The organism is Bacillus lumedeiriae (genome assembly GCF_044891285.1).
Lineage (GTDB): Bacteria > Bacillota > Bacilli > Bacillales > Domibacillaceae > Pseudobacillus > Pseudobacillus lumedeiriae.
Map to the genome: position 1 here is coordinate 1 of NZ_JAUIYO010000011.1, position 16,616 is coordinate 16,616.

Here is a 16,616-nt window from a genome sequence, read left to right on the forward strand (position 1 = left end):
AGGGAGGAAGATTCCATGCCGCATTTTATTATCGAATATACAGATAACATTAAAGCGGAGGCGGACATTCCGGCTCTTCTTAAAAAAATTAATCAATCGCTGATTTCTCACGATGGTGTGTTTCCGACTGGAGGCATCCGCTCCCGTGCGATTGAACTGCATGATTACTGCGTGGCTGACGGCACAGAGGATGATGCCTTCGTCCACGCAGTGCTGAAGATCGGTGCTGGCCGATCAGAAGCTGATAAAAAAGCAGCGTGTGATGAGCTGTTTGAGATGATCAAAGAGCACTTCGCCGAACTTTTTGAAAAACGGTATTTAGCACTGTCGATGGAATTGATTGAATTCAGCGAAGCGGGGACGTATAAGCATAATAATATCCATGCTCGTTATAAAAAAACGACTTCTGAGCGATAGAACAGGCATAAGAGGTAATGAAAAAAGAAAAATAAGGTACATGCGGAATTTTTTATAGGAAATGAGATGGGATAAATACAAGTCAACTTATAACAGAAGCCATTTGTGAAAGAAGGCTTTTGTTATAAGTCATTTGCATTTTTATCAAACTGTTTCTCTGGATACGTAAAAGAAGGGAGAATGTACTATGTTCGGTATGGAAGATCCAATCATTGCAGCGGCATGGATTGGCACGATTTTGTCGATGGCAGGTTGTGTTGTTTTTGGATTGATGATGTGGAATCGGGGAGAAGAGGAGGAGTGATGTAAATGAACCTGGCGATATTAATTCCGATACTTTTGCTTTATTTAGGCATTATGTCCGCACTGGCGTATTACGGTTATAAAACGACGAGATCCGAAGCCGACTACTTAGTAGGCGGGCGGGATATTAACCCCACGGTGATGGCGCTTTCTTACGGAGCCACTTTCATTAGTACGTCTTCATTAATCGGGTTTGGCGGTGTAGCTTCATTATATGGTTTTGGATTATTATGGCTTTGTTTTTTAAATATCGTGTTTGGTGTCTTTATTTCCTTCGTCTTTTTTGGAACACGTATTCGAAAAGTATCAAAGAATTTGGAAGCGTATACATTTGCTGAGCTGCTCGGTAAACGCTACAATTCAAAATTTATCACAGTATTTTCAGGCATCGTTATTTTCGTCTTAATGCCGGCCTATACGAGTATTGTCCTCGTCGGAGGAGGCCGTTTTCTTCAGGAAACCCTTTCTATGAACTATAATATTGCTCTCCTCGTACTAGCTATTATCGTCGGTTTTTATGTATTAAGCGGCGGGATTAAGGCGGTTATGTATACGGATGCCTTTGCGGCTGTTGTGATGTTTGTCGGTATGGCCATCTTTTTATTTATGGGGTACAAGGCAGTTGGCGGCGTGATAAATGGACATGCCGGATTAACGGCCATGAAAGATCTAGTTCCTCAGGCATTAGTCGATCAAGGACACCGCGGCTGGACATCTATGCCGGAACTCGGCTCGCCGATCTGGTGGACATTAGTGAGTACGATCGTGATGGGAGTCGGCATCGGGGTGCTTGCACAGCCGCAGCTCGTGATGCGGTTTATGACCGTGAAAAACAATCAGGCACTGTACCGCTCTGTTATCGTCGGCGGTGTGTTCATCTTTTTTATGACCGGAGCCGCTTTTATGCTTGGTCCGATCAGCAATCTGTATTTCCATGATCACTTAGGGAAGCTGGCTATAGAGGCCGCCAAAGGAAATGTGGACCTTGTGATTCCTTCACTGATCAATCATTTAATGCCGGAATGGTTCGTTTATTTGTTTACACTGACGTTATTGTCAGCTGCTATTTCAACAATCAGTTCTCTTATTCATCTTCAAGGATCTGCTTTCGGACAAGATATTTTGAAAAGTTTCGGCATCAACTCCTTGTTAGGAATGGACGCCTCCCGGATTGGAGTGCTGTTCGGTATCACTGCGGCTGTTGCCCTGTCTTATATTTTGCCGGGCGGCGTCATTGCCCAGGCAACCGCTTTCTGGTTTGGGATATGTGCAGCTGGATTTTTGCCGGTTATGATCGGAGCTTTCTTCTGGGAAAAATCTACGAGAGCCGGTGCCAAGGCGAGCATGATGGTCGGTTTTACCATCAGTATTTTAGGGTTTATGTTTTTGCATGAAAAAGAAGCAGCGGTTCTTGGGTTATCCAAGGCGTTGTTTGGAAAAAATACACTCCTTGCTTATCCAATGACACACGTTGATCCATTATTTTATGCCCTTCCGCTTTCGGCGATTGTTTTTGTTGTTGTGAGTTTGCTTACGAAGAGCGAAGCAGAAAAGACAGAGAATCAGGGTCAAGAAAGAATTGGATAATTCTATTGTAGTTTAATAGAAAGAACAACAGTTAATAGAAAAACGGCCCGTATTCATTGGGCCGTTTTTTTTATGGGTAGATACTTTATCGATTACTTGTCAGCATCATCGTCACGCTGGCGGGCGCGTGCTTCTCCGCCTTTGCGTCCGATTTCTTGATAAAAGTCTTTGTCATGATTTTCAGCAGTCGCTTCTCCGCCTTTCTGTCCGATCTCTTGATAGAAATCTTTATCATGGTTTTCGGCAGTCGCCTCTCCGCCTTTTCGCCCGATTTCCTGATAGAATTCTCTGTCATGATTGCGGGCAGTCGCTTCTCCACCCTTGCGTCCAGCTTCTTCTAAAGTCATTTTGTTAGTAGTGTTGTCATTGTTTTTTGCCATGTGCTCCATCTCCTTTTTCGTTGAATTTGGTGTACGCTTGTTTATATATCCGTCTTAGGTGATTTAAAACATGTGGACAAACAATTCAATACAAATTCATTCTTTTTGCATAGTTCATAATCATTAATCGTCTTTTTCATAGGTTTTGTTAAACTCCCCTATTGATTTCTACTGCAGGCGCTCGCTTGTCCAGAAGTTTCCTCGTCTATATAGCTTCAATCAACAGAGCAGCAATATCAACAAACATCATTAATATAGTCTTCTCATAAAAAATCTTTATATTGAATCTATTTACTTTGGAAAAGTGACAAACATACTATAGAATTAAGAAGAAAGAGTATTTTCTGAAAAAAGGAGGACGTAATGAATTTTACGATTGAAAACATTGTTTTGGCCTTTTCTATTTTATTATTAATCGGCGTAGTGAGCGCCAAATTCTCCACAAGGCTTGGTCTGCCTTCGCTTGTCTTATTTATTGTCGTCGGTATGGTAATGAACCAGTTTGTTTTCTTTGACAATGCGTGGCTCGCTCAGCTGCTTGCAACAGTGGCATTAGTGATTATTTTATTCGAAGGCGGCCTGCAGACGAAGTGGGAAAGCGTGAAAACTGTTTATAAGCCTTCCTTGTCTCTGGCTACGCTTGGAGTCATTGCAACAACGATTACAGTTGGCGTAGCTGCTAAATTTGTCCTTGATTTGACATGGGCAGAGGGCATTCTTGTTGGGGCGATTGTCGGCTCAACGGACGCTGCCGCTGTGTTTAGTGTACTCGGGAGTAAAAATGTGAAACCGAAACTCACAACTGTGCTTGAAGCAGAATCAGCTTCTAATGATCCGATGGCGATTTTCTTGACGATTAGTTTAATCCAAGTGATTCAATCCCCTTCATTCGAACCTCTCAATCTTATTTTAAACTTTTTCTGGCAAATGGGGCTTGGTCTCATCCTTGGGGTTGTGTTCGGTAAACTCTCTGTTTGGGTGATTAACAAAATCAACCTCGATTCTTCCGGTCTTTATCCGGTTTTATCCATTGCGTTATCTATTTTTGCTTTTAGTACGATTACGATTATGAATGCGAGCGGATTTTTAGCCGTGTATGTCATGGCCATCATTATTGGAAATGCTGACTTAACGTACCGTCATTCGATCCTTGGCTTTAATGAAGGCTTGGCATGGATGATGCAGATCGTCATGTTCATGATTTTAGGTTTACTCGTTTTTCCAGAGGACTTGCTTGATGTCGCTTGGCAGGGAATTGCGCTTGCTGTGTTCTTAATGGTCGTTGCGCGGCCGATTGGCGTGTTTGTCAGCTTGCTTTTCTCAAAGATGAACGTAAAGGAAAAACTATTTATTTCATGGGCCGGTTTAAAAGGAGCGGTGCCGATTATTCTTGGGACGTACCCGCTCGTAGAAGGGCTGGAACACGGTCAGCTTATGTTTAACGTTGTCTTTTTCGTTGTTCTCTTATCAACTGTGATACAAGGGACAACGATTTCTAAAGCAGCTGAATTGTTCGGCGTAGCAGGAGCAGGAAAGAAAGCGCAGTCTCCTCATAGTTTAGAACTAATCTCTATCGGAAAAACGAACAGTGAAATGGTGGAAATGAGAATACTTGCTGACTCACCTGTCGTCAATAAACAAATTCAGCATATTGCTTTGCCGCCCAAAACACTGATTACAGCTGTGATCCGTGGTGAACAGCTCATTACTCCAAAAGGAGAAACAGACCTTTTACCCGAAGATGTGCTTTACGTGTTGGTCAAGAAAGATAAAAAAGATGAACTGAAACAAGTCATGATGAAAAAAGAAGAGGAAGGTCAAACAGGCTGAGCAGATTTTGCTCGGCTTTTTTATTTTCAATTTAAAAGACTATGTTCATGACGAGTGTTAATTTTGCGCCTTGGTAGATTGGAGCGGAAGGTATGAGACTCCTATGAGAAAGGTATGTCTAGGAGAAACCCTAGAGGAGCGATAGAGAGGCCGCCGAAAAAGTCCAGGTTTAATGAAAAGGAGTCTGCCATACATGATATATAGATTATTAAATGTTGTTAAGATATTAAATATAGTGATTGATCTCACCTGTTCTTCGCTATTAACCACTTTTTTAATGGCTCCAGCGATAGCGGCGAAGAGACTTCAGGACTGTCCGCGGAAAGCGAGTGTCCCCGGGTGAAATCAACAGGCACGTTTGACAAAGTCATCTAAAAAACAGTAGTAAAAAGTTCTCTTCATTCATAAGATTAAATGTGTAATATTTTTAATAATTCTGTAACAATAGGTAAAAATATGTAGTATAATAGAAAGAGAAAATAGAAAAAATTTCACATAAAGAAAAGGGAGTAGGAGAGATGAGAAAAAAGCTGACCATCATGTGCAGCGTACTGTTATTTTTTCTGTGCGCAGGGGGAGCAGAGACCTATGCGTCAGGAAAGAAAAACATTTATATTGGGCTTCATGACAAAATGCTGCCATTTACAAAAGAAGAAGCGTTTATTGTAAACGGCCAGGCAGTTGCTCCGGCAGAAAAGCTATCATACTATTTATACATGAAACAAACAATTAATAAGAATAATGGACTATACATATTTGAAAAAAACGGCCAGCAGTTAGTAGTTAACATAAAAACGAAGGAAGCTTTATTTAACGGCAAAGCAGTTTCTCCTGCGGTCATTTATACGGAAAACGGTAAACTGTATGTCGGTATCCGCTGGCTTGCGGAACAATTTGGGTTCAAGGTTGACTATCTCAGCCATCATCACACTGTAAGGATTTATACAGCAATAGGCTCCAAGTTATCCAATGAAGAATTCTTAGCAGCAAATCAATCGTTTTTTGATCAAATCAACAATGCTCCACCTACACCTATCGCCTATGTAACATTTGATGACGGTCCAAGTGCCCAGTCAGCAAGTATCTTAAAGATACTAGGCGATTATCAAGTGAAAGCGACCTTTTTTTATGTAGAGCCGAATATTAGATATCATGCTGAAATAACGAAGAAGGCTGCGGCAGAAGGGCATTACCTTGCTTTGCACAGTGTAACGCATAAAGTAAATCCTCTGTACAATTCACCGCAAAACTTTATCAATGAAATGGAAAAAACAGATCAGACATTGAAACGAGTGACTGGCCAGTCCTCAATCTTAGTCCGGGCCCCGTATGGCAGTGTACCGTATTTAAAGCAGCCGTTTCGTGATGCCATGGTCAAAAAAGGCTACCGCCTGTGGGATTGGGATGTAGATAGTGAAGACTGGCGGTACAATGCCAGCTCGAAAGCACGTATTCTCCAAAACATTCAAGCTGGTATCCAGCGGCAAAAAAAGAGCGGCGATCAGCACGTCGTCATTTTGCTGCACGAGAAAAAAATTACGGCAGATATGCTGCCTGCCATCTTGCAATATTTGAAAAAAGAAGGCTATGAGATGCGGGCTTACAATCCATCTGCCCACGTCGTTCAAAACTTTTGGAAAGATGCAAGGCTATAAATTAAGAGAATGAAGAAGTAGGGAGTGACTCAAAAGAGGCTGGTGCTTTGGCATGGAGTCACTCCTGTTTATTCTACTTGACTATGTTAATGACTGTTGTTGATTGGAGCGGAAATCAACAGGGGAGCTTAACAAAAAATTAAACCCTAGTATGATAGCCAAAAATAGCTTTCACAGCTGCATTGATTGTAAGCTCTCCCGTTTGGATAGGGGGGACCGCTTCTGAAGAGGAAGATTGTGAAAAAGCTAATACCATCGGTCTTGGATTTTCGGGCTGGCCCCCTTCTACAATTCTTAAAGGAATGTTGTTCACTGTTACACCGATTGTCCGGGCTATCGTATCCGCTTTTTCTGTTGCATTATAAATGGCGAGCTTCAATGCTTCCTGATAATAAATATTTGGGTTTGACACGCGTAATTCGATATTTCTCGCAATGTTGGCCCCATTTTTGACAGCAGCATCATATACGTTTCCAATCTTAGAAAGATCTTTAACAGTTATTTGGAGTAAATGCTCCACTTCATATCCTCTAAACACAGATTGTCCCTCAATATAATCATATTCTGGACGAATGGAATAAGCGGCCGTCCTTATATCATTTTCCTCAATGCCAATTTGTCGTAAGGCTGCAATGACCCGGCTGGAGATCATTGAGTTTTCTTGTTGAGCCGTTTGGGCATCTGGATTTTTCGTTACGATCCCGATTGTTAAGATGGCTTCATCTGGCTTTGCTGTGACATGTCCTTGACCATCTACCGTCATTATATAAGTGGGCTGATTCCGATAAGACCGGTTTGTACGGGCTGGATAATACATAAAACATTCACCTTCCTCATAAAAATGGCTTGATTTTAATTTATATGTTTATGATGTGAAAAAAGAAGGATGGCAGCGGTGATTACATGAGCCAATGCCCGGTACTTACAAGTGTAGAAAGAAGACGAAAAGAGAAATCCGGATAGAATATTACTAAAAATATAATATTCTAAAAATTATGAAAATAATATCTTGCTTTTTGTCGATATAAAGGTATAATGAAGTTAAATCGAATAGTCATAACTAGGGGAGTCCAATGAGCTGGGCTGAGAAAGAAACGCGATGAAGTTTCTTGACTCTTGGGACCTGATCTGGTTCATACCAGCGTGGGGAAGTTAGAACAATCACGAAAGCATAACTACTTCTGCATACATATGAGCCGGGTCCAATGAACGATTGGACACCGGCTTTTTTATGTACTTCTATCAACTTTTCCATTTGTTATGTGCTATATCTCGTCCTTAAACGATTAATCTATTAAAGGGAGAGATTCTTAATGTCTACTACATCTTCATTAAACGAAAAAAACATTTCCATTATGTCCAGTTTTTCCGGCAGCAAAAAAATCTACGTAGAGGGCTCACGTCCAGATTTAAAAGTGCCGATGCGTGAAATTGAGTTAAGCCCAACGACCGGTTCATTTGGAGAAGAAGAAAATCCGCCGGTACGTGTGTATGATACGAGCGGGCCATATACTGACCCTCATCATTCTATTGATATTACGAAAGGCCTGCCGGCGATCCGGAGTCCATGGATTCATGAACGCAATGATACAGAGACCTATGAAGGCAGGGAGATCAAGCCTGAAGATAACGGCTACAAAGATCAAAATGACCCGCGTGCCAATCATCAAGTGTTCCCTAGCTTAAAGCGCCAGCCGCTGCGCGCGAAAAAAGGAAAAAATGTTACTCAGCTTCATTATGCAAAGAAAGGAATTATCACACCTGAGATGGAGTTTATTGCAATTAGGGAAAATATGTCGCCTGAATTTGTAAGGGACGAAGTAGCAAGGGGCCGGGCAATTATCCCAGCTAACATTAACCATCCCGAAATCGAACCGATGATTATCGGACGCAATTTTCATGTGAAAATTAACGCCAATATCGGTAATTCTGCGGTATCTTCCTCTATTGAAGAAGAAGTGGAAAAAATGACGTGGGCCACGCGCTGGGGTGCTGATAACATTATGGATTTATCGACAGGTAAGAACATTCATACGACTCGGGAATGGATCATCCGCAATTCGCCTGTTCCAGTAGGGACTGTTCCTATTTATCAGGCCCTTGAAAAAGTAAATGGTGTAGCGGAAGATCTTACATGGGAAGTGTACCGCGACACATTGATTGAACAAGCAGAGCAGGGAGTCGATTATTTCACTATTCATGCAGGCGTTCTTCTGCGTTATGTTCCTCTAACAGCTAAACGTGTAACAGGGATCGTTTCCCGTGGAGGCTCCATTATGGCTCAATGGTGTTTGTATCATCATAAGGAAAACTTTTTGTATACTCACTTTGAAGAAATCTGTGAAATTATGAAAACGTATGATATTTCCTTCTCATTGGGAGATGGGCTGCGTCCGGGATCGATTGCTGATGCAAATGATGAAGCACAGTTTGCTGAATTAGAAACACTCGGCGAACTGACAAAAGTTGCTTGGGAGCACGATGTTCAAGTCATGGTAGAAGGACCAGGACATGTGCCGATGCATTTAATTAAAGAGAATATGGACAAGCAATTAGAAGTATGTCAGGAAGCGCCCTTCTATACACTTGGACCGCTGACGACCGATATTGCACCTGGGTATGATCATATTACATCGGCGATCGGCGCAGCGATGATCGGCTGGTACGGAACCGCGATGCTTTGTTACGTAACACCGAAAGAGCATTTAGGTCTTCCGAATAAAGACGATGTGCGTACAGGCGTAGTCACATATAAAATTGCGGCCCATGCTGCTGATTTGGCGAAAGGCCATCCAGGCGCGCATAAAAGAGATGATGCGTTATCGAAAGCCCGCTTTGAGTTCCGCTGGAGAGACCAGTTTAATTTATCATTGGATCCTGAACGTGCGCTGGAATATCATGATGAAACACTCCCGGCTGAAGGAGCAAAAACAGCCCATTTCTGCTCAATGTGCGGTCCGAAGTTTTGCAGTATGAGAATTTCACAGGACATTCGCAATTACGCGAAGGAAAACAAATTAGATACGGATGAAGCCATCGAAAAGGGGATGGAAGAGAAGGCGAAAGAATTTAAAGAAGCCGGCAGTCAGATCTATCAGTGATTTTTTAAGGAGGTTATTCGAATGAATGCCCAAAAAATCGAAGCGGAAATCAATCAACTAAAGACAGATCTTAGTTTCTTACAAAAACGGTTAAAAATGATCCAGGAAAACTGCGAACATCAATTCAAAGGGAATCAATACTATGAAACTTGTATAAAGTGTAAGAAAGTGAACGTGTTGTATTATTAACAACAGTCTAAAAGAGAATTTGTTTATCATTTGGCGGCTGGGAATTTTCCCAGCCGCTTCTATATGTATATGTAAGGGAATATTTATTCGAAAGGGGACTGTGCGGGTGGGCAGCCGCACAGCAAACGTGCATATTTTTTTCTAGTGAGAGAACAGCTCACGGGACAAGTAGGCTGTTCATATATCCATCATAATCCAATTGAGAATGAATGTCAATGATAAATGATAATGATTTTCAAATTCATTTTTAAATAGAGAGAAAAGAGTGGACTTCTTCTACTAAGAGGCAACTTCCTCATATGCTTTTTGGGATGAATTATAACTTTTAGAAAATAAAACAGGGATGCTCTTAGTCAATGAATCACTGACTTTCAGAACATCCCCATTTTTTTATTTGCTCAGCATTACTTTTTCAATGTCATCAAGCATATGATTCGCCGCGATGACACCTCCAGCTGTGTTCCAAGTAGTATCGCTCACTTTGTGGACGTTGCCGGCTTTCGCAACGTTCAAGTTTTTAAAGAGAGGATCATTAATCCATTCTTTTTCGAGTTCAGCAGCTTTGCCGTCGCCTGTTTCATACGTGAAGTAGAAAAGGATGTCACCATCCATAGCAGGCATGCGCTCTTTTGTCGCATTCATTTCAGCGAAGTCTGGCTTATCCTGCTCTTTCGGACGGGCGAAGCCAAGTTGTTCAAGGATAACACCAGAGAAAGAGTCTTTGTGGTAAATACGGACATCTCCTGCCATAAAGCGGACGATCGACACTTCTTGATTTAGCTTATCGCCAAGCTCGTCTTTCATAGAAGCGATGCGATCATTGTAGGCAGCGAGCACTTCTTCGCCTTTTTCTTCTTTATTAACAGCTTTAGCATATAATTTGAAGTTTTCTTGCCAATCGCCACGAAGCGTTTCAGAGAAAACAGTTGGAGCAATCGCGCTCAATTGGTCATATAATTTCTCTTGTCGCAGTTTATTGCCAATGATTAAATCTGGCTTTAATTTAGCGATTGCTTCTACGTTCACCGGATCTTCTTTCCCAACGACCTGTACATCTTTCATTTCATCTTTAATATGATCGTACCAAGGGTTACCTGTCCATGATTCAACAGCACCGACTGGTGTGACACCGAGAGCTAGAAGTGCTTCTGTTCCTTCGTTTGTTAAAATGACTACCCGTTTAGGTGTGCTTTTTATTTCTGTCGTTCCCATAGCATGTTCTACTGTGTAACTTCCTTCAGCTTCTTTTTTCTTTTCTGGCTGATCTTTCACTTCTTCTTTGTTGCCGCATGCACCAAGCAAGAATAACAATAAAAGAGAAAGAAAGGCCACTGATACTTTTTTCATACTCATATGTATGTTTCCTCCTATATACATAAGGTTTGTTGAAAGGAGGCTGTGCAGGTGAGCAGCCGCACCGCCGACATGAATATCCTTTCTAGTTAAGAGAATAGCAGCAGAATGCGCTGTTCCCTTAAAATCATATTTTAATTGATAATGAAAGTCAATAACTAATGATAATGATTTTCAAATTCATTGACGATCGCCATTTTCTTTTTTACAATAAAGAAAAAATGATGAATTTAGGAAGGTTTACTAGATGAAACGAAAGGAAAACAAACTATGGCTTTTGCTTGGGGGCGCAGTTTCCGTCGCGTTTCTGATGGCTGCAAGCATTGTATATGGTTATACGAACACATCATGGTCAATGGCTTATTATGCATTTACAGCATTTGATCATTCAACAGAACATATAGTGATTCAAACTGTGCGTCTTCCACGGGCGCTTATTGCGGCGGCTGTTGGGGCCAGTTTGGCCATGGCAGGTGTTATTTTACAAGGATTGACAAAAAATAGGCTCGCTTCACCGGATATTTTAGGGGTGAATTCAGGGGCTGGATTTTTCGTTGTTCTTACTTTGACACTAGTCGGTATCAATAGTGCTCATGGATTTGCCTGGGCGGCTTTTTTAGGATCAGCTGTAGCTGTTTCCCTCATGTTTGTTATCGGCTCAGCTGGAAGAGATGGATTAACGCCAATGAAGCTGACACTTGCAGGGGCAGCGATTGCGGCGATGTTTTCTTCTTTCACCCAGGGGTTGCTTGTGCTAGATGAAGCAGCGCTTGATCAAGTGTTGTTCTGGCTCGCTGGATCGGTGCAAGGAAGAAAGCTAGAACTATTGCAGGCGATCTTTCCTTATTTTGCGGGGGGCTGGATACTCGCCCTGCTTCTCGCTGGAAAACTGAATGTGATGGCGATGGGAGAAGATGTTGCCCGGGGGCTCGGATTGAACACGCGTTTGATTAAATGGTTGTCCGCCTTAGCTGTTGTGCTGCTAGCAGGAGGGTCTGTTGCTATTGCAGGACCGATTGGTTTTATCGGTATTATCATTCCCCATTTAGCGAAAAAGTGGATTGGAACGGATCATCGCTGGCTTTTGCCGTTTTCCGGGCTGCTTGGAGCTATTTTGTTAATTGGGGCTGACATTAGCGCACGGTATGTGATTATGCCACAGGAAGTGCCAGTTGGTGTCATGACAGCCGTTCTCGGTGTTCCATTCTTTATTTACATTGCAAGAAGGGAGATTAGTATGAAATGAATCGCTATATGCCGAGGCGGCTGTTTAAAAGCCGTCTATCATTCTTAGTTGATAAATATGCGGGTAAAAAAATGATAGTTTTATTTTTTCTCTTACTTGCATGTATTACAGCGAGCGCCGCGATTGGAGATATAAAGCTAAGTGTATCGGCTGTTTTTCGTACATTTTTTGGCGGGGGCACTGATTTTGATCAGTTAGTCGTATACAGCTTTCGCATGCCAAGAATGGTCATCGCCTTGCTGGCGGGTATGGCGCTCGCTGCTGCTGGAGCCATTTTGCAGGGGCTCATGCGCAATCCGCTTGCTTCACCAGATATTATTGGATTGACAGCTGGTGCCAGCGCCGCGGTTGTTGGTTTTTTAGCGATATTCAGTGATAACAGCAATGCGCTGACCGTTAGCATTCAATGGCTGCCGTTTGCTGCTTTTTTGGGTGCAGCTCTTGCGGCGTTGTCGATTTATTTGTTTGCGTGGAAACATGGGGTATCTCCGGTGCGGCTTGTATTGATTGGTATTGGGATTGCCGCTCTCATGCAGGCAGTGAAGACAGTGCTGATGATTTTAGGACCGATTCATCAGGCGGCTAAAGCAAACATCTGGCTGACCGGCACGGTAAATGGAGCAAGCTGGAAAGATGCAGCGATACTTGCTCCGTGGACGCTTATTCTATTGGCAGCGGCATTAATAGCAGCGCGCCATGTAAATATTCAGGAGCTTGGGGATGAACTAGCTATAAACGCCGGCGCCCGTGTTGAATGGCAGCGTTTTTTACTTATCATTTTGGCCACTGGACTCGTTGGAGGAGCCGTTGCTTTTGCTGGAGGCATTGGTTTTGTTGGCTTAATGGCGCCGCATATGGCCCGCCGGCTCGTCGGTTCCTCTTTTGGTGCTTTGCTGCCCGCTTCTGCTTGTATTGGTGCCATTCTTGTGATGGCCGCTGATTTAGTTGGGCGTACGATGTTTTTGCCCCTGGAAGTACCGGCAGGTGTGTTTACTGCAGGGATCGGTGCTCCTTATTTTATTTATTTATTGTTTCGAACGAAGTAAGCATAAGCTATTTATGATGAAGAGGTGGAGAAAGATGTGGACACAGGAAGAAAAAAAACTGCTGGCAGAACGCTTTCGCTTTTTAGTGGATGAATCGCTTCATATAGAGGCGGTCAAATTGACCGACATGATAGATGAAGACGCACTTGGTGATTTTTTGAAAAAAGAAGCGAGTCAAATCGGGAGTGACCAGCTAAAAGTAGCTGCCTCTATTTTCATGAAGCGCTACGCTTTTTTGCTTGTCGGTGCGCTAGCTTCGTGGTCTTTCTTTCGCAAGCTGCCGGCTCTTCGTTCGGAAAAAGTATGTCTTACGACCCATGAGAAAAATGGAAACTGGATGTTAGAATTCGCGGTTGGTTCTGAGCTATCTGCAAACAACGATCCGAAAGAATGGCTAAGTCATATGGGAAAAGTGGTGGAAGCACTTAGAAAAACGACGAAATTGCCTAATTTGGTTGCCTGGGAAAATGTAGCTATCTATATTTTCTGGCTGTACGAAACAGTGGCAGAGGATGAAGCATTCTCGAGTGTACGGGTCCGTGCCAAAGCAGACTTTGATTGGCTGCTGTCAGACGAACAGGCCTCTTCTTTCGGAGATTATCATGCGAACCCGCTTGCTCGATACGACCGAACGAAAATCCAAGTAAAAGGAAGAGACGAGAAAATAAAAGTGCGGAAAACATGCTGTTTTAATTATTTACTGGATAAACCAGGAGCGAAAAACTGCAAAACATGTCCAAAAGTGTGTGTGCCAGTGAATAGAGAGAAAAGATAAAAGCAAGGGAGGAAGCGTCCACTTGCTTTTTTTGCTGTTTCAAAAACGATATTTCTCTAAAGAAAGGAACGAGAACAGAGGAAATAAGGATGCACTCCAATAAGTTTAGTTTGTCACTCATACAAAAGAGGGCGTGCAACATATATATAGAAATGGGATTGATTGAACAATGAGGTGTCAGGCTCTAGTATATGTAAAAGCTCAAACCCTACTATATACAATGTATTAGAGTTTGGACTCTTTTGAGCCAATACCATAGCTAAGTTACTCTACTCATAGAATCAATGAATGAATGATCATTCACAAAAGTACAGAGGAGGAAATGATGTTGATTCGACACATTCAAAAGGCTGCTGTGCTGGGTTCAGGCGTGATGGGAGCGGGAATTGCTGCCCACTTAGCCAACGTCGGCATTCCAACTTTATTGTTAGATATTGTGCCCCGCGAACTTACAGAAGAAGAGAAAGCGAAGGGACTCACACTTAATGATGCAGAGGTTCGAAATAAAATAGCCGCAGGAGCTTTGAAGAGGCTGTTAAAACAAAAACCGGCTCCGCTGACAACGAAAAAAAACGTGTCAATGATTACTGCAGGAAACTTAGAGGATGACCTAGATCAATTAACAGATGTCGATTGGATTGTTGAGGCCGTTGTTGAGAATTTAGCTGTGAAAAAGCAGTTATTTGAAAAAGTAGAGAAATACAGGAAGCCGGGCAGCATCATCAGCTCGAATACATCTGGAATATCGATTGAGGCAATGGCAGAGGGTCGTTCTGAGGAATTTCGGAGGCACTTTCTTGGCACACACTTCTTTAATCCGCCCCGTTATTTAAAGCTGCTTGAAGTGATTCCAACGAAAGATACATCGCCTGACGTACTCGATTATATGAAAACGTTTGGTGAAGATATACTCGGAAAAGGTGTTGTCATTGCCAAAGACACACCTAATTTTATCGCTAACCGGATCGGTACATACGGTCTGTTGAAAACGATTCAGGAAATGACAGCTTCGGGCCTTTCAGCCGGTGAAGTGGATTCAATCACAGGGCCGTTAATCAGACGGCCCAAAAGCGCGACCTTCCGCACGCTTGACGTTGTGGGACTCGACACATTTATTCATGTTGCGAACAACGTGTATGAGCAAGTGGAGGGCGAAGAAAAACGGGTGTTTGATGTACCAGACTTTATGAAAAAAATGCGTGATAACGGGTGGATTGGTGCGAAAAGCGGCCAAGGCTTTTTTAAGAAAGAAGACAAAATCATTTTAGAGCTGAACTTAGAAACGATGGAATACAATGAACGGAAAAAGTTAAAAGCGGCATCGATCGAAAGGGCAAAACAGCAAAAGGATCTAGAAGCGAAATGGAAAACACTCGTCTACTCAGATGACAAAGCAGGAACGTTTCTTTGGAATATCATTGCTCCTGTCTTGATCTATTCGGCTCAGTTAACAGGCGAGATTGCGGATAACATTGTGGCGATTGATCAAGCGATGAAATGGGGCTTCGGCTGGGAACAAGGACCGTTTGAAGTGTGGGATGCAATCGGTCTTGAACCATCGATTCAAAAAATGGAAGAGGAAGGTTTAACGGTTCCCGCATGGGTGAAAGAGCTGAGCACCAATGGCTGTACTTCTTTCTATAAAGAGGAAAACGGAGAAACATATTTTTATCATCGTCATGAATATAAGAAGGTACCTGTCAGTGAGAAAGTACTTGACTTGAAGAAGCTGAAGAAACAAGGGAACGTGTTGAAGAAAAACAGCGGAGCAAGCCTTATTGATATCGGCGACGGCATCGTGTTGTTGGAATTTCATTCGCCGAACAATGCCATTGGCATCGATATTATTACGATGATCAACTATGCAGTAGAAGAAACAGAAAAGGAATATAAAGGGCTCGTCATTGGGAACCAGGGGAAAAACTTCTGCGTCGGTGCGAACCTCGCGCTTATTTTAATGGAGGCACAGGACGATAATTTGTGGGAAATAGATATGGTAGTGAAAGGCTTCCAGCAGGCGATGATGAGAATAAAATACTGCACAAAGCCGGTTGTTGCAGCTCCATTTGGGATGACACTCGGCGGCGGGGCAGAAGTTTGTCTGCCGGCCGCGCATATTCAAGCAAGTGCGGAAACCTACATGGGCCTTGTCGAAACGGGTGTCGGACTGATTCCGGGCGGAGGAGGAAATAAAGAGCTCTACGTGAGACATATTGAACAGATGGCGAACGGGGTGCCTTTTGATTTGCAGGCTGCTGCTAATAAAGTATTTGAAACGATTGCTCTCGCTAAAACGTCTACGTCAGCGGATGAAGCGAGAGAGAATAACTTCTTGTTAGAAGCGGACGGCATCAGTATGAATAGTGATCATTTATTGTATGATGCGAAACAGGCAGCTCTTCATCTGTATGAAAGCGGCTATCGGGCGCCGAAAAGAAAGAAAGTGCCAGTCGTTGGCGAAACAGGATATGCAGCTCTGCTATTAGGGGCACGGGCTATGATGAAATCAGGTTTTATTTCAGAACATGACTTCAAGATCGCCTCCAAGCTTGCCTACGTCATTGCTGGGGGGGGAGTGCCATTTGGTATGGAAGTAGAGGAGGAATATTTACTCCGTCTTGAGCGAGAAGCATTTCTTAGTCTGATTGCTGAGCCGAAATCACAGCAGCGCATGCAGCATATGCTCGTAAAAGGAAAGCCGCTGCGCAATTAATGGAGCTGTTCCAATAGATGA

Annotated in this window: 13 protein-coding genes, 1 pseudogene and 1 riboswitch; of the genes and pseudogenes, 11 read left to right on the forward strand and 3 right to left on the reverse strand. The window is 42.8% G+C overall.

Features of this window, described 5'->3' with window-relative positions; translation table 11 throughout:
* Window positions 1–15 precede the first annotated feature (15 nt).
* The 3 genes from QYG89_RS12495 (at window position 16) to QYG89_RS12505 (ending at window position 2,307) form a co-directional block, all read left to right on the forward strand.
* Window positions 16–417: a 5-carboxymethyl-2-hydroxymuconate Delta-isomerase gene (locus QYG89_RS12495; protein ID WP_404317965.1), complete on the forward strand. Its 402-nt coding sequence runs from the start codon at window positions 16–18 to the stop codon at window positions 415–417.
* 187 nt (window positions 418–604) lie between these two features.
* Entirely contained in the window at window positions 605–721 is a 117-nt protein-coding gene (locus QYG89_RS12500) for a symporter small accessory protein (RefSeq protein ID WP_404317815.1), read from the forward strand.
* Between the two features lie 5 nt (window positions 722–726).
* Entirely contained in the window at window positions 727–2,307 is a 1,581-nt protein-coding gene (locus QYG89_RS12505) for a sodium:solute symporter family protein (protein WP_404317817.1), read from the forward strand.
* A 104-nt stretch (window positions 2,308–2,411) separates the two neighbouring features.
* Here the strand turns inward: QYG89_RS12505 and QYG89_RS12510 are convergent.
* Window positions 2,412–2,687: pseudogene (locus tag QYG89_RS12510) on the reverse strand (KGG domain-containing protein); the annotation flags it as partial.
* Between the two features lie 363 nt (window positions 2,688–3,050).
* Between QYG89_RS12510 and QYG89_RS12515 the strand changes: the two are divergent.
* A complete protein-coding gene (locus tag QYG89_RS12515; protein ID WP_404317819.1) occupies window positions 3,051–4,517 on the forward strand; it encodes a potassium/proton antiporter in 1,467 nt (488 codons plus the stop codon).
* A gap of 518 nt (window positions 4,518–5,035) precedes the next feature.
* On the forward strand, window positions 5,036–6,172 hold the full coding sequence (locus QYG89_RS12520) for a polysaccharide deacetylase (protein WP_404317821.1): 1,137 nt from the start codon (window positions 5,036–5,038) through the stop codon (window positions 6,170–6,172).
* 139 nt (window positions 6,173–6,311) lie between these two features.
* Here the strand turns inward: QYG89_RS12520 and QYG89_RS12525 are convergent, their stop codons facing one another.
* On the reverse strand, window positions 6,312–6,989 hold the full coding sequence (locus QYG89_RS12525; protein WP_404317824.1) for an SIMPL domain-containing protein: 678 nt from the start codon (window positions 6,987–6,989) through the stop codon (window positions 6,312–6,314).
* 235 nt (window positions 6,990–7,224) lie between these two features.
* A riboswitch (TPP riboswitch) is annotated at window positions 7,225–7,339 on the forward strand.
* Between the two features lie 146 nt (window positions 7,340–7,485).
* Here QYG89_RS12525 and thiC point away from each other — a divergent pair.
* Window positions 7,486–9,273: a phosphomethylpyrimidine synthase ThiC gene (thiC, locus tag QYG89_RS12530; RefSeq protein WP_404317825.1), complete on the forward strand. Its 1,788-nt coding sequence runs from the start codon at window positions 7,486–7,488 to the stop codon at window positions 9,271–9,273.
* A gap of 21 nt (window positions 9,274–9,294) precedes the next feature.
* Complete coding sequence (locus tag QYG89_RS12535; protein ID WP_404317827.1) at window positions 9,295–9,462, forward strand: serine protease; 168 nt, start codon at window positions 9,295–9,297, stop codon at window positions 9,460–9,462.
* 390 nt (window positions 9,463–9,852) lie between these two features.
* On the opposite strand, the gene QYG89_RS12540 is transcribed toward QYG89_RS12535, so the two are convergent.
* Window positions 9,853–10,809 (reverse strand): ABC transporter substrate-binding protein, encoded by a 957-nt coding sequence (locus QYG89_RS12540; protein ID WP_404317967.1) that lies wholly within the window; start codon window positions 10,807–10,809, stop codon window positions 9,853–9,855.
* A gap of 253 nt (window positions 10,810–11,062) precedes the next feature.
* Here QYG89_RS12540 and QYG89_RS12545 point away from each other — a divergent pair, with 253 nt between their 5' ends.
* The 4 genes from QYG89_RS12545 to QYG89_RS12560 all read left to right on the forward strand — a co-directional run bounded on the left by QYG89_RS12545 (window position 11,063) and on the right by QYG89_RS12560 (window position 16,595).
* Window positions 11,063–12,061 carry a FecCD family ABC transporter permease gene (locus QYG89_RS12545; protein WP_404317829.1) on the forward strand — a complete coding sequence of 333 codons (999 nt, stop codon included), beginning with the start codon at window positions 11,063–11,065 and terminating at the stop codon, window positions 12,059–12,061.
* Window positions 12,058–13,107, forward strand: a complete 1,050-nt coding sequence (locus tag QYG89_RS12550) for a FecCD family ABC transporter permease (protein ID WP_404317830.1) — start codon at window positions 12,058–12,060, stop codon at window positions 13,105–13,107. The genes QYG89_RS12545 and QYG89_RS12550 overlap by 4 nt, the downstream gene beginning before the upstream one ends.
* Before the next feature lie 34 nt (window positions 13,108–13,141).
* Entirely contained in the window at window positions 13,142–13,882 is a 741-nt protein-coding gene (locus tag QYG89_RS12555; protein WP_404317832.1) for a (2Fe-2S)-binding protein, read from the forward strand.
* 328 nt (window positions 13,883–14,210) lie between these two features.
* A complete protein-coding gene (locus QYG89_RS12560; protein WP_404317968.1) occupies window positions 14,211–16,595 on the forward strand; it encodes a 3-hydroxyacyl-CoA dehydrogenase/enoyl-CoA hydratase family protein in 2,385 nt (794 codons plus the stop codon).
* The last annotated feature ends 21 nt before the right edge of the window (window positions 16,596–16,616 follow it).